Annotated in this window: 18 protein-coding genes and 1 pseudogene; 11 read left to right on the top strand and 8 right to left on the bottom strand. The window is 70.3% G+C overall.

Annotation, left to right across the window (positions count from 1 at the left end):
* Positions 1–281 precede the first annotated feature (281 nt).
* Positions 282–1,064 carry an ABC transporter ATP-binding protein gene (locus AB0N06_RS06190; RefSeq protein ID WP_366133510.1) on the bottom strand — a complete coding sequence of 261 codons (783 nt, stop codon included), beginning with the start codon at positions 1,062–1,064 and terminating at the stop codon, positions 282–284.
* A gap of 106 nt (positions 1,065–1,170) precedes the next feature.
* Here AB0N06_RS06190 and AB0N06_RS06195 point away from each other — a divergent pair, with 106 nt between their 5' ends.
* Both AB0N06_RS06195 and AB0N06_RS06200 read left to right on the top strand, forming a co-directional pair.
* The gene (locus AB0N06_RS06195) at positions 1,171–2,337 is read left to right on the top strand and encodes a DUF2786 domain-containing protein (RefSeq protein ID WP_366133511.1); all 1,167 of its coding nucleotides are present in this window, start codon (positions 1,171–1,173) and stop codon (positions 2,335–2,337) included.
* 86 nt (positions 2,338–2,423) lie between these two features.
* Entirely contained in the window at positions 2,424–4,556 is a 2,133-nt protein-coding gene (locus tag AB0N06_RS06200; RefSeq protein ID WP_366133512.1) for an FUSC family protein, read from the top strand.
* 25 nt (positions 4,557–4,581) lie between these two features.
* Here the strand turns inward: AB0N06_RS06200 and AB0N06_RS06205 are convergent.
* A pseudogene (locus tag AB0N06_RS06205) lies at positions 4,582–5,052 on the bottom strand (hypothetical protein); the annotation flags it as partial.
* A 261-nt stretch (positions 5,053–5,313) separates the two neighbouring features.
* Between AB0N06_RS06205 and AB0N06_RS06210 the strand changes: the two are divergent.
* Complete coding sequence (locus AB0N06_RS06210; protein WP_037690973.1) at positions 5,314–5,556, top strand: DUF397 domain-containing protein; 243 nt, start codon at positions 5,314–5,316, stop codon at positions 5,554–5,556.
* A 60-nt stretch (positions 5,557–5,616) separates the two neighbouring features.
* Here AB0N06_RS06210 and AB0N06_RS06215 read toward each other — a convergent pair whose 3' ends face one another.
* Positions 5,617–6,141: an ATP-binding protein gene (locus AB0N06_RS06215; protein WP_366133513.1), complete on the bottom strand. Its 525-nt coding sequence runs from the start codon at positions 6,139–6,141 to the stop codon at positions 5,617–5,619.
* Positions 6,142–6,446: 305 nt separating this feature from the next.
* Between AB0N06_RS06215 and AB0N06_RS06220 the strand changes: the two genes are divergently transcribed.
* The 6 genes from AB0N06_RS06220 (at position 6,447) to AB0N06_RS06245 (ending at position 11,998) form a co-directional block, all read left to right on the top strand.
* Entirely contained in the window at positions 6,447–7,328 is an 882-nt protein-coding gene (locus AB0N06_RS06220; RefSeq protein ID WP_366133514.1) for a helix-turn-helix transcriptional regulator, read from the top strand.
* A gap of 54 nt (positions 7,329–7,382) precedes the next feature.
* Complete coding sequence (locus AB0N06_RS06225; RefSeq protein ID WP_366133515.1) at positions 7,383–8,840, top strand: aldehyde dehydrogenase family protein; 1,458 nt, start codon at positions 7,383–7,385, stop codon at positions 8,838–8,840.
* Positions 8,841–8,943: 103 nt separating this feature from the next.
* Positions 8,944–9,495, top strand: a complete 552-nt coding sequence (locus tag AB0N06_RS06230; RefSeq protein WP_366133516.1) for a DinB family protein — start codon at positions 8,944–8,946, stop codon at positions 9,493–9,495.
* 18 nt (positions 9,496–9,513) lie between these two features.
* Positions 9,514–10,155 (top strand): PadR family transcriptional regulator, encoded by a 642-nt coding sequence (locus AB0N06_RS06235; RefSeq protein WP_366133517.1) that lies wholly within the window; start codon positions 9,514–9,516, stop codon positions 10,153–10,155.
* 95 nt (positions 10,156–10,250) lie between these two features.
* Complete coding sequence (locus tag AB0N06_RS06240) at positions 10,251–11,189, top strand: ATP-binding cassette domain-containing protein (protein WP_366133518.1); 939 nt, start codon at positions 10,251–10,253, stop codon at positions 11,187–11,189.
* Positions 11,186–11,998, top strand: a complete 813-nt coding sequence (locus AB0N06_RS06245; RefSeq protein WP_366133519.1) for an ABC transporter permease — start codon at positions 11,186–11,188, stop codon at positions 11,996–11,998. The genes AB0N06_RS06240 and AB0N06_RS06245 overlap by 4 nt, the downstream gene beginning before the upstream one ends.
* Before the next feature lie 22 nt (positions 11,999–12,020).
* Here AB0N06_RS06245 and AB0N06_RS06250 read toward each other — a convergent pair whose 3' ends face one another.
* The 3 genes from AB0N06_RS06250 to AB0N06_RS06260 form a co-directional block, all read right to left on the bottom strand.
* Positions 12,021–13,445, bottom strand: coding sequence for a glutamate decarboxylase (locus AB0N06_RS06250; protein WP_366133520.1), 1,425 nt, complete (start codon positions 13,443–13,445; stop codon positions 12,021–12,023).
* Between the two features lie 121 nt (positions 13,446–13,566).
* Positions 13,567–14,190 carry an NAD(P)H:quinone oxidoreductase gene (gene wrbA / locus AB0N06_RS06255; RefSeq protein ID WP_366133521.1) on the bottom strand — a complete coding sequence of 208 codons (624 nt, stop codon included), beginning with the start codon at positions 14,188–14,190 and terminating at the stop codon, positions 13,567–13,569.
* 104 nt (positions 14,191–14,294) lie between these two features.
* Positions 14,295–15,572 carry an ion channel protein gene (locus AB0N06_RS06260; protein WP_366133522.1) on the bottom strand — a complete coding sequence of 426 codons (1,278 nt, stop codon included), beginning with the start codon at positions 15,570–15,572 and terminating at the stop codon, positions 14,295–14,297.
* Positions 15,573–15,733: 161 nt separating this feature from the next.
* Here AB0N06_RS06260 and AB0N06_RS06265 point away from each other — a divergent pair, with 161 nt between their 5' ends.
* Complete coding sequence (locus tag AB0N06_RS06265; protein ID WP_366133523.1) at positions 15,734–16,492, top strand: MerR family transcriptional regulator; 759 nt, start codon at positions 15,734–15,736, stop codon at positions 16,490–16,492.
* Positions 16,493–16,547: 55 nt separating this feature from the next.
* Here AB0N06_RS06265 and AB0N06_RS06270 read toward each other — a convergent pair whose 3' ends face one another.
* A complete protein-coding gene (locus tag AB0N06_RS06270) occupies positions 16,548–16,913 on the bottom strand; it encodes a YbjQ family protein (RefSeq protein WP_366133524.1) in 366 nt (121 codons plus the stop codon).
* Positions 16,914–17,037: 124 nt separating this feature from the next.
* Here AB0N06_RS06270 and AB0N06_RS06275 point away from each other — a divergent pair, with 124 nt between their 5' ends.
* Positions 17,038–17,754 (top strand): VTT domain-containing protein, encoded by a 717-nt coding sequence (locus AB0N06_RS06275; RefSeq protein WP_366133525.1) that lies wholly within the window; start codon positions 17,038–17,040, stop codon positions 17,752–17,754.
* A gap of 29 nt (positions 17,755–17,783) precedes the next feature.
* On the opposite strand, the gene AB0N06_RS06280 is transcribed toward AB0N06_RS06275, so the two are convergent.
* Positions 17,784–19,499, bottom strand: a complete 1,716-nt coding sequence (locus AB0N06_RS06280) for a threonine/serine exporter family protein (protein ID WP_366133582.1) — start codon at positions 19,497–19,499, stop codon at positions 17,784–17,786.
* Positions 19,500–19,702: the final 203 nt, after the last annotated feature.

Consider the following 19,702-nt stretch of genomic DNA (forward strand, 5'->3'; position numbering starts at 1 on the left):
TGTCAGGTCGCGCAGAAGTTTGCTATCCACAGGGTGTGGATGAGCGAGTCTCCTGGTGACATGAGCGGTGGACGGTCCGCGCCGCACCCGCACGGTCAGCGTGTCGATGCTCTTCACCACCACGGGCGACGCGGCGAAGCGCTGCGGCTCACGGTCCGGGGCGTCGAAGGTCGAGGCGAGTCCCAGCCCCATGGTCGCGATCAGCCCCACGCCCAGTGCGAGCGCGACGAAGGTGCCGATGAGAGTGGTCCAGCGGGTCCGCAGCGCGGCCAGGGCGACGGTCAGCACGATGCCGCCTCCGCGCGATCCCTGACCACGGCGTCCGTACGGGCCGCGCTCACGCGCGCTGCGGTCATCCAGGCCGCGATCCGTTCCACGGAGAGTCCGGTCAGGTCGTCCGCGATGTGCCCGTCGACCAGGAAGACCACCCGGTCCGCGTACGCCGCGGCCACCGGATCATGCGTGACCATCACGATCGTCTGTCCCTCCCGGTCCACCAGTTCCCGCAGCATCACCAGCACCTCCTGGCTCGTCGCGGTGTCCAGTGCGCCGGTCGGTTCGTCCCCGAAGAGCACCGCGGGCCGGGTGATCAGGGCCCGCGCCAGTGCCACCCGTTGCTGCTGGCCGCCGGAGAGCTCGGTGGGCCGGTGGTCCGCCCGGTCGGCGAGTCCGACCCGGGCGAGCGAGGCGCGCACCTCGGTACGGGACGGGCGGCGGCCCGCGAGCCGCAGTGGCAGCGCCACGTTCTGGGCGGCGGTCAGCGAGGGGACCAGGTTGAACGACTGGAAGACGAAACCGATCCGGTCCCGGCGCAGCAGTGTCAGCCGACGCTCGCTGAGCCCGGTCAGCGCCGTCCCGCCGACCTCGACCGTGCCGGACGTCGGCTGGTCGAGCCCGGCTGCGCAGTGCAGGAGCGTCGACTTGCCGGAGCCGGAGGGGCCCATGACGGCGGTGAAGGTGCCGGGGCGGACGGTGAGGTCGACGCCGCCGAGGGCGTCGAGGTTCCCGTACGAGCGTCGTACGGAGCGGAGCCGTACCGCGTCGGCGGCAGCAGTGGAGGTCATGTCTACGAGCGAACCGCGTGCGGAAGCTCCGGACACGACCACCAGAACCCGTCTCCGGGGTAGGGCCAGGCCTACCCTGCCGCGCCGCCCTGCCTACCCTGACCTCATGGAACCGGTGATCGACCAGGCATTCGCGGCAGCCCTCTACTCGGACGGCGACGCCGGTCTCGACACCGGCGCCTCCCTCCTCGCCGCCGAGCCGGCCGCCGACGCGGAACTGGTCCGGCGCGGAGAGGAATTCGTCCGCCGCGCCTGGGAGCGTGGCTGGCAGCCCGCCGATGTCGTACGGATCGTCCGCCGTGAACTCGACGAGACCGGGGCCGGGCTCGCCGCAGGGCTGATCACTGCGGAGACCGGCCGGTACGAGCAGCTGCCGCCCCGCTGGCGGTCCCAGCTGGCCGAGCTGCCCGCGCCGCCGCCGCGGAACCGGCCCGACCGGTTCTCGTACGCCTCCGCCCTCCTCGGTCTCTACCGGCTGCTCCTCCGGCTTCCCTCGATCGAGCCGGTCGGCCCGCCGCCCGGCGCCCCCGGCCGCCGGCTCGATCTGCCGCCCGTGCACGACGAACCCCGCATGCTGACCCGGATCCGCGCGCTGCTCGCGAAGGCGGAGGCGACCGGGTTCCCCGAGGAGGCGGAGGCCCTCACCACCAAGGCGCAGGAGCTGATGGCCCGGCACTCCATCGACGAGGCCCTCCTCGCCGCCCGTACGCACAGCAAGGCGGCGCCGGGCGCCTGCCGGATCGGGGTCGATGCCCCGTACGAGACGGCGAAGGCGATCCTGCTCGACGCCGTCGCCTCCGCGAACCGCTGCCGTGCCGTGTGGAACAGCGAGCTCGGCTTCTCGACGGTCGTCGGCTTCGAGCCGGACCTGGAGGCCGTGGAATTGCTGTACACCTCCCTGCTGGTCCAGGGCACGGCGGCGATGGCGAAGGCCGAGGCGGGCCAGCGGGCCGGAGGGCGCAAGCGGACCAAGACGTTCCGTCAGTCCTTCCTGATGGCGTACGTCCAGCGGCTGGGCGCGCGCCTGGCGTCCGACACCGCCCGGGTGACCGCGGCCTCGGCCTCGGAGGGGGTCGCCGCCGACGACGATCTGCTGCCGGTCCTGGCGGCGCGGGACGTGGCGGTCACGAACGCCGCGGACCGGATGTTCCCTCGGACGACCAGCACCCGGGTGCGCGGAGTGACGGACGGCGACGGCTGGGCGCACGGCACGGCCGCCGCCGACCGGGCCCGGATGGGCGAGCGGCGGCCGGGCATCGACGGTTCCCGGTAGCGGGGCGTACGCGAGCAGGCGGCGCCCCTCTCGCGGCCGAATCATGGGAAAGTCGGCCCAAGCGGCATTCCGACTAGGCTCGGTCCATGGGCTGGCTCCGGGCGCTGAGAGAGACCGCCCGCTCGGGGCTGACGATCGAGCGGCGGCGCCTCGAACCGCTGATCGCGATGCGTGGCGCGGCCGGACTCGCCCTGGTCATCGGGGTCGGCCTCGCCTTCTTCGGGCCGGTGGTCGCCGCCAGTTCCGCATTCGGTGCGTTCCAGGCGGCCATCGCCACCTTCCAGCGCAGCTGGCGCCCGCGGCCCGTCCTGGCCCTGGTCTCCGGTGCGAGTCTCGCGGTATCGACGTTCCTCGGCTATCTCACCGGCGCCCATCTCCCGCTGTTCATGGTCCTGCTGGTCCTCTGGACGTTCCTGGCCGGGCTGGCCTGGGCGGCCGGGCCGACGGGCGGCATCATCGCCGCATCCAATGTCGGCATCATGCTGGTCACGATCACCCTCCCCACCTCCGTCGCCCAGGCCTCCCTGCACGCTGTGATGATCGCGTTCGGCGGAGTCGTCCAGGCGGTGCTGATCGTCCTGTTTCCGGTACGCAGATGGGGCGCCCAGCGCGACGCCCTCGCCGACGCACTGGCGGCGGAGGCCGACTACGCCCGCAGGCTGCGCCACGACCCGGTCGCCGCGTTCGACCCGGTCCCGCTGATGACCGCCCGCAGTGCCGCCGCCGTCACGCCGCGCCAGGCCCGCCGCCGCCCCGCCGAACTGCATGGCTTCCGCGGCGTCGCCGAACGGATCAGGCCCGTGCTCGCCTCGCTCGCGGACCCGGCGGTGGGCGCCCCCGCCGAAGGTCCGGAACGCGACCGGGTCCACGAACTCCTTGCCGCCGCGGCCTCCGTACTGGACGCCGCGGCCGGCGCCATCCGGCACGGCACCCCGGTGCGTCTCCCCGCCCCCGCGGTCGCCGCCCTGAAGACCCCCGACACCGGGGCGATCCTCACCGGAGCCGCGCGCCGTGCCGCGCGCCGCCTCAGCGCGCTGCTCGCCGATGTCATCGAGACCGCCGAGGGCGACGGGACGAAGGAGGACCGGGTGGAGGCCGATCACGCGGCCGACACGATCGCGCCGCACCGCCGCCGCCCCACCCTGCTGCGGCTGGTCCCCGTCGTCCTGCGGGCGATGCGCGCCGAACTGCGCCCCGGTTCGCCGATCCTGCGGCACGCCGTCCGGGTCACAGCCGTCGTCGCCGTCGGCTATCTCGTCGGCGCCGCCCTGCCGTTCGGTCACGGCTACTGGGCGCCGATGGCCGCCATCATGGTGATGCGGCCCGAGTTCGCCCAGACGTACGCCCGAGCCGCGGGCCGGTTCGGCGGCACGATCGTCGGGGTCTTCGTCGCCACCGTCATCGTCCGGGCCGTCCACCCCGGCGCCGGCCCCGCCGCCTCGCTCGCCGTCGGCTGCGCCCTGCTGATGTACCTGCTGATGCGCACCGGGTACGTGGTCGGCCAGGCGTGCGTCTCCGCGTACGTCGTCTTCCTGCTCGGCATGGCGGGCGACGTCTGGTCGCAGACTGTGGCCGAACGGGTCGTCCTCACCCTGGTGGGCGGGCTCCTCGCGATGATCTCGTACGCCGTCTACCCGGCCTGGGAGACCCCTCGGCTGCGCAACCGGCTCGGCGACTGGCTGGCGGCCGGCGGGCGGTACGCAGCAGCCGTCGTCGACCAGTACGCGGATCCGGGGGAGCGCGGCCCCGAGGACGTCCGCGCCGCGCTCCTTGCCTCCCGCGAAGCCCGCGTGGCCTGGCAGGAGGCGGTCGCGAGGGCCCAGCACGAACCCGTGCGCCACCGCGGCCTCTCCCGCACGGCCGCCGAGGACGCCCAGCACGCCCTCGCCCAGCTGGGGCGGGCCGGGATGCTGATGGAGGCGCACCTGCCGGAGGGCGATGCCGCTCCGGTCCCCGCCGCCGCGCAACTCGCCGCCGCGCTGCGCCGGGCCACCGAGCGGGGCGCGAAGGAGGTGCGGGAGCGCCGCGTACCGCGCTGGGACGCGGTCCGTGAGGCGCTGGAGCGGTGGGACGAGGAGGACCGGCAGTGCGGGCGGACATCTGACCCGGTCGTACGCAGCGGGGCCGATCTGCTGCTGGAGTCCCTGGAGGAGTTCTCCCAGGCACTGGACGGTGGCGCGGGCACCCGGCCCCGAACGAGCGGTGCCGGACGGAGCTGAACGGTCCGGCAGCGCTCCCGCGTCACGGGGTGGGCAGGCCCGGCAGTCCCGTCGGCAGCGCACCCGGCTCCGTCTTGGCCAGCGTGTCCTTGCCACCGGCGTCCCACTGAACGACGATCGTCTTGCCGTCGTTGGACGCGATGGCTCCCATGGTGCGGGCGGTGTCGCCGTCGGTGCACTTCAGCGCCAGCATCACCTTGCCCATGTCCTTCACCTCGCCCGAGCAGACGTGGGCGTCGGCGACGAGCGCGGCCTTGCCGGCGGTGACCGACAGGGCGACGGCCTTGCCGTCGGTCACCCCGGCCCATGTCCCGTCGAGCGCCGCGGCGTCTTTCGCGGAACCGCTGTCGCTGCCGTCGGCGGGTGCCGAGGCGGGCGCGTCGGCTGCGCCCTTGTCCGAGTCGCTCTTCCCGCTGTCACTGCCGCAGCCCGTCAGCGCGACCGCGGCGGCCAGACCCGCGACGGCGACGGCGCCGGTGCGTACGAGTAGGTGCACCTGAAATTCCCCCTTGTTGACGAAAGACCGCCCAAAGTTACCAGGGCGTTCCGATCGATTTACTGGGCAACTCCTGCTGCCGGGAGCCAAATAGACGCTCTGTTCGTCTGTCTCTCCGTGAGAGCGGGCGGGCGGGCGAAGGTAAAGCTGTAATCAAGAGAACACCCCGCGTGCACGTGCATCTGCTCATGCATCGGCATATGAACACAGCTATGATCCGAACCAGTTGACACTTGCACCTTGCAAATCGGGGAGCGTCCTGTGCACCACGTGTACAACGGCATGGCCGCCACAGAGCTTCGCGGAGTCGTCTGGCAGAAGAGCAGGCACAGCAACTCCCAGGGATCCTGCGTGGAGTTCGCCAAGTTGCCCGACGGGGATGTGGCGATGCGGAATTCACGCCACCCCGATGGGCCCGCCCTGGTCTATACGCCGGCCGAGATAGAGGCGCTGCTGCTCGGCGTGAAGGACGGGGAGTTCGATCACCTGATAGCGGGCGGCTGACCGCCGTACGGGCGGAAGGGGCAGGCCGTGCGCGGGGAACGCCGCGCCGGGCCGCGTGCGTCAGACGGTGTCGGAGAGCCGGAACAGCGCCCAGACCACCTTGCCGCGCAGCGCCTGCGAGCCCGCGGCCGGATTCTCCGGACCCAGTGCGGGGGACGGGTGCCAGCCCCAGCCGTCGCTGAACGACTCGACCAGGAACAGACCACGGCCCGACTCCGCCGAGTCCGCCGCCTCGGAAGCCACCGGACTCGCCTGACTGGGGTCGCGCACCGCGCACACCAGACGTGAGGACCAGCGCATCAAGTGCAGCTTTACCGGGGCCTCCTGAGGGTCCCTCGGGGCGTCATCGGGCAGCGCGTGCCGCAGCGCGTTGGTGACGAGTTCGGAGACGACCAGGGCGACGTCGTCGAAACGGTTGCTCAGCTCCCACCGGGCCAGCGTCGCCTTGGTGAACTGGCGGGCCCCACCGACGGCTTCGTACCGGGCCGGCAGGGTGCAGGTGGCTGATCCGGAGGCGGCTGAGGGATCGGCGGGGGGAAGCCCCTGCCTTAACGGCCCGAGCATCGTCGATCCATTCGTCCCCATGCGAGGCACTCCCGGGATTCGCGGCTGTAGCGGTACTGCGGTGGTACAGCGGACAACACGAACGAGCACGCAGGTGCGCGGGGCCCATGGTTCCGAATGCGCTGAGCAGATGCAAGGGCAGATGCACGTGCACGCGCCGGACCTGTCCGACCCCGTGCCGGTTCTTGCTCATTTCTCCCTACAGGCAGTTTCACGGCTTTCCGGAAGTCTTCTCATTTCCGTAATCGAACGAGTACGGGCTGAAGCGTTTTGATGGCAGAATCCGGCTCTTGGGGTTCAGAGGATGCCCCGATGCCCAGGAAGCGATGGGGAGGGTTGGACCAGTGGCGGCAGGCGAGTCGAGTGGATCTGTGGTGCGGCGCATCCTGCTGGGCTCTCAGCTCAGGCGGCTGCGCGACTCGCGCGGCATCACCCGCGAGGCGGCCGGCTACTCCATCCGTGCTTCCGAATCGAAGATCAGCCGCATGGAGTTGGGACGGGTGAGCTTCAAGGCCAGGGACGTCGAGGACCTGCTCACGCTCTACGGGGTCACGGACGAGGCGGAGCGCGACTCGCTCCTCGGTCTGGCTCGCGAGGCCAACGTGGCAGGCTGGTGGCACAGTTACGGAGACGTGCTGCCCGGCTGGTTCCAGACGTACATCGGTCTGGAGGGGGCTGCCTCGCTCATCCGGATCTACGAAGTCCAGTTCATCCACGGTCTGTTGCAGACCGAGGCCTATGCGCACGCCGTCGTCTCCCGCGGCATGTCCGGTGCCCCCGCCGCCGAGATCGACCGCCGGGTCGCGCTCCGGCTCGAGCGGCAGAAGGTCCTCGTCTCCGAACGCGCTCCGAGCTTCCACGCCGTGCTGGACGAAGCGGCATTGCGCCGCCCGTACGGCGAGCGCGAGGTGATGCGCGCGCAATTGCGCCATCTGATCGAAATGTCGGAGCACCCGAACATCACGCTTCAAGTGATGCCCTTCAGTTTTGGCGGGCATGCCGGAGAGAGCGGTTCCTTCACGATGCTGCGATTCCCGGAATCCGACCTGTCGGACATTGTCTATTTGGAGCAGCTGACAAGTGCGCTCTATCTGGACAAGGCCGAGGAAGTCGCCCAGTACGAAAGGGCGATGGCGCGGCTCCACCACGACAGTCCGGGGCCCGAAGAGAGCCGCGATCTGCTCCGCGGGCTTCTCCAACTGTCCTGATTCATCAGTACGATGACGTATCAACAGGAGTCTGCACCTGCAGTAAGGGATCGCATGTCCTTCTTCAACGAGCTGGCCAACCAGTACATCGACGGTGAGTGGCGGACCGGCACGGGCTCGTGGGACATCATCGATTTCAATCCGTACAACGGGGAAAAGCTTGCCGCCATCACCGTCGCCACCGCGCAGGAGGTCGACGAGGCCTACCGTGCCGCCGAGCGCGCCCAGCGGGTCTGGGCCACCACCAACCCGTACGAACGCCGCCTCGTCCTCGAACGCGCCCTGCGTATCACCGAGGAGCGCACCGAGGACATTGTCGGGGCGATCAGCGACGAACTGGGCGGCACCCGGCTCAAGGCGGAGTTCGAGATCCGCTGCGCCAAGGACTTCCTGCGCGAGGCGATCCAGCAGGCGGTGCGCCCCGAGGGACGGATCCTGCCGTCCCCGCTGGACGGCAAGGAGAACCGCGTCTACCGGCTGCCCGTCGGCGTCATAGGCGTGATCAGCCCGTTCAACTTCCCTTTCCTGGTGACGATGAAGTCGGTCGCACCGGCCCTGGCGCTCGGCAACGCGGTCGTCATCAAGCCCAACCAGAACGCTCCCGTCGTCGGCGGCGGACTGATCGCCAAGCTCTTCGAGGACGCCGGGCTGCCCGCCGGGCTGCTCAACGTCCTGGTCACCGACATCGCCGAGATCGGCGACGCGCTGATAGCGCACCCCGTGCCCAAGGTGATCTCCTTCGCCGGCTCGGACCGGGTCGGCCGCCATGTGGGTGCGATCGCGGGCGGACTTCTCAAGCGGGCCATCCTCGAGCTCAGCGGCAACAGCGCCCTGGTGGTGCTGGACGACGCGGACATCGACTACGCGGTCGACGCGGCCGTCTTCAGTCGCTTCGTCTACCAGGGGCAGGTCTGCATGGCCGCCAACCGCATCCTGGTGGACCGCTCCCTCGCACCCGAGTTCACCGAGAAGTTCATCGCCAAGGTGGCGGCGCTCAGGACCGGCGACCCGCGCGACCCCGAAACCCAGATCGGCCCGGTCATCAACACCTTCCAGGCCGACGCGCTGACCGCGCTGGTCGACCAGGCGATCGCCGAAGGCGCCACGGCGCTCGTACGGGGTGGCACCCGCGGCAATCTCGTCGAGCCGACCGTCCTCACGGGGCTCCCGGACGACTCGCCGCTGCTCGCCCAGGAGATCTTCGGTCCGGTGGCGCTGCTGATGACGTTCGACGGCGAGGAGGAGGCCGTACGGATCGCCAATGACACTCCGTACGGGCTGAGCGGCGCCGTGCACACCGGGAACGCCGAGCGCGGGGTGCGGTTCGCGCAGCGCATCGTGACCGGAATGTTCCACGTCAACGACTCCACGATTGCGGATGACCCGTTGGTGGCGTTCGGCGGCGAGAAGTTCTCCGGGACCGGGCGGCTGAACGGCGACGCCACCGTGGAGGCGTTCACCACCCAGAAGTGGATCTCGATCCAGCACGGCCGGACCGCATTCTCGCTCTGATGCCCGCCCGTTGAGGACGGATGCTGTCCGCAAGGGTCCGTAGCTTGGTCGGTGTCAGGAAGACGCCGAGCTCAGGCTCGAACGGTCCCGAAGGGCGGACATCGTGGTCACTCACGTTCCCGCAGAGGTCCACGGCGACGAGCGCGGCGCGCTCCTCTCCTTCGTCGAGGCCCAGCGCGGCGCGATCCGGCGCTCGCTGCTCGGACTCACCGAGGAGCAGGCGGCGAGCCGGCCCAGCGCCGGCGAACTCTCCCTCTCCGGGCTGCTCAAGCATGTCGCGGAGACCGAGCTGAACTGGCTGCGCATGGCCCAGCAGCGCCCCAACGAGAAGGCCCGCACCGAGGAGACCTGGGCGGACAGCTTCCGGCTTGTCGGGGACGAGACCGTCCCGCAGATGCTGGAGTTCTGGGCGAAGGTCGCGGCGGAGACCGAGGAGTTCATCCACTCGGTGGAGAGCATGAACGACACGTTCCCGCTGCCCGAGGCGCCCTGGTTCCCGAAGGGCGAGCGCTGCTCGATGCGCTGGCTGCTGGTCCATCTCGTCGAGGAGATCGCCCGGCACGCCGGGCACGCGGACATCATCCGGGAGTCCCTGGACGGCCGGACCGCGTTCGAACTGGTCGCCGAGGAGGCGGGCTACCCTAGTCAAAGTTGAGTAGGAAGGGTAGGTGGGATGTCCGCGATCCGGCTGCTGGTCCTCGGTGCCGTGCGTCAGCACGGCCGGGCGCACGGCTATCAGGTCCGCAACGACCTGGAGTACTGGGGCGCCCACGAGTGGTCCAACGCCAAGCCGGGCTCGGTCTACCACGCTCTGAAGCAGATGGCGAAGCAAGGGCTGTTGATCGCCCATGAGGTCGCCCCGAGCACCGCGGGCGGTCCGCCCCGTATCGAGTACGAGATCACCGAGAAGGGCACCGAGGAGTACCTCGCCCTGCTGCGTGCGGCGCTGACCTCGTACGACCAGAAGATGGACGTGTTGTCGGCAGGCATCGGCTTCATCGTCGACCTGGAACGGTCCGAAGCGGTCGCGCTGCTCAAGGAACGCGTGGCGGGGCTGGCGGCCTGGCGGGCGTCGGTCACCGAGTACTACACGCCGGAGGACGGGCCCGGGTCGCTCGGTCACATCGGCGAGATCATGAACATGTGGGTCCACTCGGCGGACGCGGGGGCCGAGTGGACGCGGGGGCTGATCGAGCGGATCGGGGGCGGCGCGTACACCTTCGCGGGGGAGGGCGATCCGTTCGTCGGGGTACTCGCCGAGGGTGAGGAGAACCCGTACGCGACCGGTGTCCCGGATCCCGGGGATCTCGACTAATCAAGTTTGACGAATGGAGCCACTCCGACTATCTTTCGCCGCCTAGTCAAGTTTGACTAGAGGCCTTGTGGTGGCGACGAGAGGGTGTGGCGAGGGTGTCGGACGCGATCGTTCTCGACGATGTGCACAAGAGGTACGGGGGCAAGCGCGCCTTGGACGGCCTCGATCTCACGGCCGGTCGCGGCACGGTGCACGCCGTGCTCGGCCCCAACGGCGCGGGCAAGACCACGGCCGTACGCATCCTGTCCACGCTGCTCCGCCCCGACAGGGGCCGGGCCGAGGTGGTGGGGTTCGACGTACGGAGCGAAGCCGGCGAGGTCCGGCGGCGGATCGGGCTGCTCGGGCAGCACGCCGCCCTCGATGAGGAGCTCGACGGACGGCAGAACCTGGAGATGTTCGGCCGGCTGTACCACCTGGGCACACGCCGGGCGGGCGTACGGGCCGACGGACTGCTGGCCCGCTTCGGGCTCGCGGACACCGGCCGCAAGCCGGTCAAGGAGTACAGCGGCGGTATGCGCCGGCGGCTCGATCTGGCCGCCTCCCTCATCACCGATCCCGAGGTGCTCTTCCTGGACGAGCCGACGACCGGACTCGACCCGCGCGGGCGCGCCGAGGTGTGGTCGTCGGTGCGCTCCCTGGTCGGAGGGGGCACGACCGTCCTGTTGACCACGCAGTATCTGGAGGAGGCCGACCAGCTCGCGGACCGGATCTCGCTGATTGACGGCGGCCGGGTGGTCGCGGACGGCACCGCCGACGCATTGAAGGAGCAGATCGGCGGGGACCGTATCGACGTCGTCGTCCGTGACGCATCCCAACTGGGCGCCGCGGCAGAGCTCCTGACGGGCGGCACGGTCCTCGACGCCGACCGGCGGCTGATCGGGGCGCCCGTCGTGGACCGGATGGCGACGCTCACCCGGACGCTGCGGGCGCTGCAGGAGGCAGGGATCGAGGCGGAGGACATCGCGGTGCGCCGCCCCACCCTGGACGAGGTCTTCCTGGCGCTCACGGGCGCAGACACGGAGGTTGCCGCATGAGTGCCATCGGTACGCGCACCAGCACGAGCGCGGTCGGCTGGGTGCTGGCCGATTCCTGGACGATGACCCGGCGCGAACTCGCCCACTGGGCGCGGCAACCGGTGCAGATCGTCGTCGGCCTGGTCTTTCCCGTCATGCTGCTGCTGATGTTCGCGTATCTGGTCGGCGGCGGCCGAGGCGTCGACGGCGACCACGCCGAATTCCTGGTGCCCGGCATGCTCGCGCTGACCATGGCGTTCGGCCTGGAAGCGACCATGCTCGCGGTCACCCAGGACCTCACGAAGGGCGTCATCGACCGGTTCCGCGCCATGCCGATGGTTTCCGGTTCGGTGCTGGTCGGCCGGAGCGTCGCGGACATGCTCCAGTCGGTGGCGGCGCTCGCGGTGATGATCGGCGTCGGGTACGCGGTCGGCTGGCGCTGGCACAACGGGGTCACCGCGGCGCTGGGCGCGGTCGGGCTGCTCCTGCTGCTGCGGTTCGCGATGCTGTGGGCCGGCATCCAGCTGGCGATGGTGGCGGGGAAGCCGGAGATGGTGCAGGCGGTGCAGATCCTGGTCTGGCCGGTCGGCTTCCTCTCCAACGTCTTCGCGACGCCGGAGTCGATGCCGGGCTGGCTGGGCGCGGTCGTCGAGTGGAACCCGATGTCAGCGACGGCCACGGCGGTCCGCGGGCTGTTCGGCAACCCCGGCGGTTCCGAGGGCTCCTGGGCGGCCGCCCATGCCGAACTTCTCGCGGTGGTCTGGCCGCTGGTGCTCATCGCGGTGTTCTTGCCGCTGGCGGTGCGGAGGTTCGCCCGGCTCGGCCGGTAGACCCCCCATGTGCCGGCCGGTCTCAGTGATGGAACGCCGTCGGGACCTCCCGGTCGTGGCTCAACGGATGCCGCTGGGAGCGCAGGTCGGGCAGGAGCAGGCGCAGGTCCTCCATGAGCAGTTCCGCGAGGTCCGAGGAGAAACCGTTGCGGCACACCACCCGGAGCACCGACAGGTCCTGCCGGTTGGCGGGGAAGGTGTACGCGGGCACCAGCCAGCCGTGCTCGCGCAGCCGCCGTGACACGTCGAAGACGTCGTACGCCCGCACATCGGGCGCGGTGGTCAGCGCGAAGACGGGCAACTCGTCGCCCCGGGTGAGGAGGTGGAAGTCGCCCAGCTTCTCGATCTGGGCGGCGAGTGTGCTCGCCACATCGCGAGACGCCTGCTGAACGGCCCGGTAGCCCTCCCGCCCCAGCCGCAGGAACGTGTAGTACTGAGCCACCACCTGGGCGCCGGGCCGGGAGAAGTTCAGCGCGAAGGTCGGCATGTCGCCGCCCAGGTAGTTGACCCGGAAGACGAGTTCCTCGGGGAGGTCGGCGGGCGAGCGCCAGAGCGCCCAGCCGACGCCCGGGTAGACCAGGCCGTACTTGTGCCCGGAGGTGTTGATGGATGACACCCGGGGAAGCCGGAAGTCCCATACCAGGTCCTCGTCCAGGAACGGTGCCACCATCGCCCCGGACGCACCGTCGACATGGACGGGGATGTCGAGCCCGGTGCGCTCCTGCAGCGCGTCCAGGGCGGCGCAGAGTTCGGCGATGGGCTCGTACGAACCGTCGAAGGTGGAGCCCAGGATTCCGACGACACCGATGGTGTTCTCGTCGCAGAGCTCGGCGGCGGCCTGTGGGTCGAGATGGAAGCGGCTGCCCTCCATCGGGACCTGCCGGGCCTCGACCTCCCAGAAGTTGCAGAACTTGTCCCAGCAGACCTGCACATTGATGCCCATGACCAGATTGGGCCGGGCGGTCGCCGGGTAGCGGTCGGCGTTCCTGGCCGCCCAGCGTCGTTTGAGCGCCAGGCCGGCGAGCATGCAGGCCTCGCTGGAGCCGGTGGTCGAACAGCCCACGGCCGCCGACGGGTCGGGGGCGTTCCACAGGTTGGCGAGCATCGCCACACAGCGCCGTTCCAGCTCGGCGGTGCGCGGGTACTCGTCCTTGTCGATCATGTTCTTGTCCCGGCACTCGCCCATCAGTGAGCCGGCCTCGGGCTCCATCCAGGTGGTGACGAAAGTGGCGAGATTGAGCCGGGAGTTGCCGTCGAGCATCAGCTCGTCATGGACGAGTCCGTATGCGGTGGAGGGCGGCAGCGGGCCGTCGGGCAGCTGATGCCTGGGCGGCGCGGACGTCATGCCCGCGGTCGGGTCCGCCTCCCCGAAAAAGGGGTTGAGGGCGAGCCTGCGGTGCTTCTCGGCCGGCCCTCTGCGGTGGTTCGAACCCTGGTGGAGAGGCATCGGCGGACAGCCCTTCTCAGCTGGTGGTGGCTCTGACGGTGGCCCAGTGCCCCTTCCGGCAAGCTGTGCCCTGTCGCGCGGGGCAAACGTCGCCGGTCACGGCTCTGGTCGGTGCTCGGGGTCAGCTCGCGGCCGCGAGGCCGTCCTTGATGGCACGGGTGAACTTCACGACGCGATCGGCCTGCACCCGGGCGGCGGTCAGCGTCTGCTCACCGACCGGGATGCCGCCCTGCCCCGCCACGTGCGAGGTGCCGTACGGATTTCCATCGACGAACTTCGACGGGTCCGTGTATCCGGGGGCGACGAGGATGCCGCCGAAGTGGTGGATCGTGTGGTACAGGGCGAGCAGCGTGGACTCCTGCCCGCCGTGCGTGGTGCTGGTGGAGGTGAAGCCGCTGTACACCTTGTCCGCGAGATGGCCCGCCTGCCAGAGGCCGCCCAGGGTGTCCAGGAACTGCTTGAGCTGGGAGGTGACGTTGCCGAACCTGGTCGGCGTACCGAAGATCACGGCGTCCGCCCAGACCATGTCGTCCGGCGCGGCCACGCGGATGTCCGCGGTCGCCTTCGCGTTGGCCGCCCAGGCGGGGTTGGAGTCGATGGCGGCCTGCGGGGCGAGCTCGGCGGCCCTGCGCAGCCGGACCTCGGCACCCGCCTTCTCGGCGTCCTCCGCGATCGCGTTGGCCATGGTGGCCACGGTGCCGGTGGAGGAGTAGTAGATGACGGCGACGTTGACGGACGTGGGCATTGCACAAACCTCCGTGGGGCAGGGCGACGCATGGCCATACGAATGCGACGATACGGACAACTGCCGTGACCGGCGCGTCGGACGGGACCGGGAGGGGACCCGGCTCACCGCAGCGGTGTGCCGTCCGCGCGCAGCTGCATCTGCGGCCGTCCGGTCACCAACAGCCAGGCCGGCAGGGAGGCGACGCAGAGCAGCGGCAGCACTCCCGAGTCACTGACCAGCACCGCCGCCGTGAACAGGCTCAGCCAGCCCTGCCGGGTGACGGCCAGCAGGACCCCCAGCACCGCGCTCGGCACCGCGAGGGCCAACGGCACCGTGTCGACCAGCGCATGGGCGCACATGCCGAGCGCGACGCCCACGAAGACAGACGGGAAGATCCGCCCGCCCCGGAAGCCACAGGTCGTGGCGATCACCAGGGCGGCCGTCTTCACCACGGCCATGGCGGCGAACTGCCCGGGCGACCAGCCGCTCGGATCGGCGCTGAGCTCCTTCACCTCGTCCAGCCCCTTGAAGAGGGTGAGATGCCCGCCGAGCGCGCCGAGCAGCCCGAGCAGCAGACCACCGGCGGTCAGCATCAGGACCGGATGCCGCAGCGCTTGGAACGCCCGGTGCGCGGGCGGAACCGCGTACACCGCCGCCAGACCGAGCAGCGCCCCCGCCGAGGCGATCACCGTCGACGAGAGCAGATCGCCCCAGTGCGCTCCCGGGTACGGCGGCAGCGACAGGTCGAAACTGGGATGGGCGAGCAGTGTCATGGTGAGCGCCCCCGCGGCGCCCGCCGCGAGCGGGGCGAAGAGCCGGTCCCAGAGCGCGCCCGGTCCGCCGCCGCCCGTGGTGAACGACTCGGCGACGATCAGGGCCGCGGCGACCGGGGTGCCGAAGAGAGCGCCGATCGTCCCGGCCGAGGCGAGCACGATCCAGAGGTCGGCCGTATTGTCCGGGGCGGCCCGGCGGCCCAGCCAGAAGGCGAGCGCGATATTGGCGGCGGTGATCGGGCTCTCGGGCCCCAGGCTGACCCCGCCCGCCAGCGCCAGCACCGTCACGACCAGCAGTCCGGGGATGACGTTCGGAGGCAGGGGTGCATCGACCAGCCCGGTGGTGGCCGGATCGGGGCCTGCGTGGCCGTGCACCGTTTGGACGACCAGCCCGACGGCAAGGCCGGTCGCGGTGAGCATCACGATGATCCACGGTGCGGAGTAGCGGCCGATGGAGAGCGCGTCCGGAAGCATCTTCCAGAGCACGTCCTGGAGTCGCTCGGCGAGCAGGCTGACGGCGAGCAGGATCAGGGCCGAGACCATCCCGACGACCAGGGCGGGCACGATGAGGAACAGCAGCCGGCGCGCCGGGGTGGTCCGGGCGAGAGCGACGGAGTCGGAGGCCATCGGGTCACCATAACGACGCAAAAGCCGCATAACCCACCCATTGCGTCAGGGCGTGAGGGCAATTCGGGCTTGCACCTCACGTCACGTCAGGGCTCAGGCTCGGGTCCGTACCGACGCACCGACGCACCGACGTACAGAGCGAAAGCAGAAGGCGGAGAGCCGTGGACTTTTCCGTGGGACAGGTCGCCGGGTTCGCCGGAGTCACTGTGCGTACCCTGCACCACTACGACGGGATCGGACTGCTGTCGCCCAGCGGGCGCAGCCGCGCGGGTCACCGGCGTTACAGCGACGCCGACCTCGACCGGCTGCAGCAGATCCTGTTCTACCGGGAACTCGGCTTCCCGCTCGAAGAGATCGCGGTGCTGCTCGACGACCCGGCAGCGGATCCGCAGGACCACCTGCGCCGCCAGCACGCGTTGCTGTCCGGCCGGATCGCCGAACTCCAGAAGATGGCCGCCGCCGTCGAAACAGCCATGGAGGCACGGAAGATGGGTATCAATCTCACGCCCGAGGAGAAGTTCGAGGTCTTCGGGGCCAAGGACCCGGAGGAGCACGCGGAGGAGGCGGAGCGCCGTTGGGGCTCCACCGCCACGTACGCGGAGTCGCAGCGCCGGGTGGCCCGGTACACCAAGGACGACTGGAAGCGGATGCAGGCGGAGGTCGCCGAGTGGAGCGAGGCGTACACCGCGGTGATGGAGGCGGGCGAACCCGCCACCGGGGAGCGGGCGATGGAGCTCGCCGAGGCACACCGGCTCCACATCTCCACATGGTTTTACGAGTGCACCTACGACATCCATCGTGGGCTCGGCGAGATGTACGTCAGCGACCCGCAGTTCCGCGCCTACTACGAGTCGATCGGGCCCGGCCTGGCCGAACACCTGCGGGATGCGATCCATGCCAATGCGGAGCGCCGGGCGTAACTCCGGGCACGGGGGTCGAGAGCGACTCGGCCCCCGTCGGTGCCCGTCGGGACGGTCAGGCCTTCTCGACGACGGCTGCCGTGCCGTACGCGCAGACCTCCGTGCCCACGTCGGCCGCCTCCGTCACATCGAACCGCATCATCAGCACCGCGTTGGCACCGCGCGCCCTCGCCTGCTCGACAAGCCGCTCCATGGCCTGATTGCGGGTCTGGACGAGGGTCTTGGTCAGCCCCTTCAGCTCGCCGCCGATCATCGACTTCAGCCCTGCGCCGATCTGGCTGCCGAGGTGACGCGAGCGCACGGTCAGACCGAACACCTCACCGATCACCTGGGTCACCCGGTACCCGGGGACGTCGTTCGTGGTGACGACCAGGACATCGGACTGTGCCGTCTGCCCGCCGCCGAAATCCTCAATGCCCATTGTGTGGCACCTCCTGGGGGCAGCTTTTCATCCCGCGCGGTCCACTGGAACCCGGGGCCGCCTTCTGACGTTGATAGCTTTGGGCGGCCACTGCTGCCATCGACTGATCCTGGAGCCCGGACCCTTGAATACGCTTGCGCTCGGACCGAGCTGGCTGGACCCGGACTATCTCATCGGGCAGTTCGGACTGCTCGGTGTGCTGGTCGTCGTCTTCGCCGAGTCCGGGCTGTTGATCGGCTTCTTCCTGCCCGGCGACTCCCTGCTGTTCACCACGGGTCTGCTGGTGACGACGGACAAGCTGCACACCCCGCTGTGGCTGGTCTGCGTCCTGGTGGCGCTGGCGGCGGTCATCGGCGACCAGGTGGGCTATCTCTTCGGCCGCAAGGTCGGGCCTTCGCTCTTCAAGCGCCCCGACTCCCGCCTCTTCAAGCAGGAGAACGTCGAGAAGGCCCACGACTTCTTCGAGAAGTACGGGCCGAAGTCGCTGATCCTGGCCCGCTTCGTGCCTGTCGTGCGTACGTTCACGCCGATCATCGCCGGTGTGAGCCGGATGAACTACCGCTCGTTCATCACGTTCAACATCATCGGCGGTGTGCTCTGGGGCGTCGGGGTCACCCTGCTCGGTGCCGCGCTCGGGCAGATCGAGTTCGTCCGCAAGAACATCGAGGCGATGCTCATCCTGATCGTGCTGATCTCGGTGGTGCCGCTCGCTGTCGAGTTCCTGCGCGCCCGCAGCAAGTCGAAGAAGGAAGAGACCGCCGGGGGCGGCGAAGGCCGGGGCCCGATCGTCGGCGGTGGCGCCCCGTCCACGGGCCAGCGAGGCCGCCACGCCAAGCGCTGACCGCTGCTGAGGGCTGTCCCGTACCCGGGTCAGAAGCCGCGCGTCCGCTTGGCCGCGCGGCGGTTCGCCCCGCCGACCGCTCCGGGCACCCGCATGAACAGCCGGGAGATCTCGCCTCCCAGATTCACCCCGATCGCGATGGCCAGCGCCGTCGCCACCGCGGTCGACAGCGAGGCGAGCCCCCGGACCAGATCGTTCTGCGCGACACCGAGCAGACCGAAGTACGTCGCCGAACCCGGCAGCAGCGGACCGATCGCGGCCGTGATGAAGGGCAGCGAGGAGGTGTACCGGTACCGCGAGAGCAGCTGTCCGAACAGCCCCACCAGCCCGGCGGCCACCGCCGTGGCCGCCACCGGCGAGATACCCCCGGTCCGGGCCATCGCCCCGTAGATCACCCAGGCCACACCGCCGTTCAGGGACACCGCGAGCACCGTGGACCGCTCCTGCTGCAACAGGATCGCGAAGGCGAAACAGAGGGCCATCGACGCCAGGATCTGCACCACCGGCCGGTCGTGGACCACGAACCGCGTCTCCGGATTGAGCTGGGCCCCCAGCTGCACTCCCAGATACAGGACCAGCAGCACCCCGGCGACGATGCCGATGAAGAGGTACATGACTTCGAGGAGCCGGGCCGCCGCGGTGATGTAGAAGCCGGTCAGGCCGTCCTGGACGCCCGCCACCAAGGCCCGCCCCGGCAGCAGCGCGAACAGCCCACCGGTGATGACGGCGGACGGCTGGATGTCCGTCGAGTGGGTGAGGGTCAGCGCGACCCCCATGGCGGCCGGGGGCATCGCCGCCACCACGAACTGGTAGAACTCCGGCAGCCCGCGCCCGGCGCAGAGCCAGGCGAACCGGTCGCCGAGCATCGCGCCGATCGCCGCCACCACGAAGACCAGTGCGTTGCCGCCGACCAGCACCGATGCCGCACCCGCCAGCCCGCCGGCGGCCAGTGTCAGCACCCAGCCGGGGTACGGATGCCGGTTGCGGCGGATCTCGGCGAGCCGCCGGTACGCCTCCTCCAGGGAGACCTCGACGTCCTCGTGGGTAATGTCGTCGATGAGCCGGAAGACGGCGGCCAGCCGGGTGTAGTCGGTGCCGCGGCGGCGTACGGTACGGCTCGCCGTCACCGGGTCGTCGACCAGCGACGGCTGGTGCGAGATCGACAGCAGGGTGAAGGTGACCGTCGGCTCGCACCGGTCGAGACCGTACGAGCGGGTCACCGCGAACATCGCGGCCTCGACGTCCTCCGCGCCCTCACCACCCGCGAGCAGCAACTCCCCGATACGCAGCGTCAGGTCGAGCACACGCGGCACCGCGGGTCCCGTGTCGTCGGGCTTCTGCATCGGCTCGGGCGCCGGCCGCTCGGCAACCGGCATCCGCAGCATCGTGCGCATCCGGTCCTGCCAAGGAGCTTCCTTGGTCAGCCGGATCATCGGCATGCCGTGCGCGGGAGTGAAGGCGGGCGGCGACTGGCTGGCGCTGTACGTGCTCGGCGGGGCGAAGGCCGAACCGATCGTGTCCGAACCAGAACCCGGTCCGGAGCCGGAAGCGGAACCCGGTCCCGGGCCGGATCCGGACCCCTGCGGTTCGGTCGTCAGACCGGCCGGGAGGGCGAATTCCGAGGTGGGGTGGTCGTCCTCGGGCGGCGCTGCGGGGCGCCCCACCCCGGCCGGCGGGACAAAGGCGCTGCGCGCCTCGTCGGACTGGGGCTTCTGATCCTCGGGACCGCCCGGTTCCGCCACCACTGGACCTCGCTCCTTCTTGGCTGCGCGTCTTGGGTTGCGCTCCTGCCCCAGTATGGGCACGGTCATGGGCGCAGATGCGAAACGGGCGGCACACCGGTGAGGGGTGTACCGCCCGTTCCTGGCGCCGAACTCTTCACGGAACCGCAGCGGGAACCGTAACGGCCTGCCCCACGACAGGGAGTGGGCTCCCGACCGCGGGGGAG

Origin of the sequence: Streptomyces sp. NPDC051020 (assembly GCF_040683105.1) — a bacterium.
Lineage (GTDB): Bacteria > Actinomycetota > Actinomycetes > Streptomycetales > Streptomycetaceae > Streptomyces.

What these genes read in the sequence shown, in the direction of transcription:
- AB0N06_RS06200 (WP_366133512.1), top strand. Translation starts at nt 2,424, where the DNA reads ATGGGCTGGCTCCGGGCGCTGAGAGAGACCGCCCGCTCGGGGCTGACG.
- AB0N06_RS06250 (WP_366133520.1), bottom strand. Translation starts at nt 13,445, where the DNA reads ATGCCTCTCCACCAGGGTTCGAACCACCGCAGAGGGCCGGCCGAGAAG.
- AB0N06_RS06260 (WP_366133522.1), bottom strand. Translation starts at nt 15,572, where the DNA reads ATGGCCTCCGACTCCGTCGCTCTCGCCCGGACCACCCCGGCGCGCCGG.
- wrbA (WP_366133521.1), bottom strand. Translation starts at nt 14,190, where the DNA reads ATGCCCACGTCCGTCAACGTCGCCGTCATCTACTACTCCTCCACCGGC.
- AB0N06_RS06220 (WP_366133514.1), top strand. Translation starts at nt 6,447, where the DNA reads ATGGGGAGGGTTGGACCAGTGGCGGCAGGCGAGTCGAGTGGATCTGTG.
- AB0N06_RS06235 (WP_366133517.1), top strand. Translation starts at nt 9,514, where the DNA reads ATGTCCGCGATCCGGCTGCTGGTCCTCGGTGCCGTGCGTCAGCACGGC.
- AB0N06_RS06245 (WP_366133519.1), top strand. Translation starts at nt 11,186, where the DNA reads ATGAGTGCCATCGGTACGCGCACCAGCACGAGCGCGGTCGGCTGGGTG.
- AB0N06_RS06225 (WP_366133515.1), top strand. Translation starts at nt 7,383, where the DNA reads ATGTCCTTCTTCAACGAGCTGGCCAACCAGTACATCGACGGTGAGTGG.
- AB0N06_RS06270 (WP_366133524.1), bottom strand. Translation starts at nt 16,913, where the DNA reads ATGGGCATTGAGGATTTCGGCGGCGGGCAGACGGCACAGTCCGATGTC.
- AB0N06_RS06190 (WP_366133510.1), bottom strand. Translation starts at nt 1,064, where the DNA reads ATGACCTCCACTGCTGCCGCCGACGCGGTACGGCTCCGCTCCGTACGA.
- AB0N06_RS06215 (WP_366133513.1), bottom strand. Translation starts at nt 6,141, where the DNA reads ATGGGGACGAATGGATCGACGATGCTCGGGCCGTTAAGGCAGGGGCTT.
- AB0N06_RS06195 (WP_366133511.1), top strand. Translation starts at nt 1,171, where the DNA reads ATGGAACCGGTGATCGACCAGGCATTCGCGGCAGCCCTCTACTCGGAC.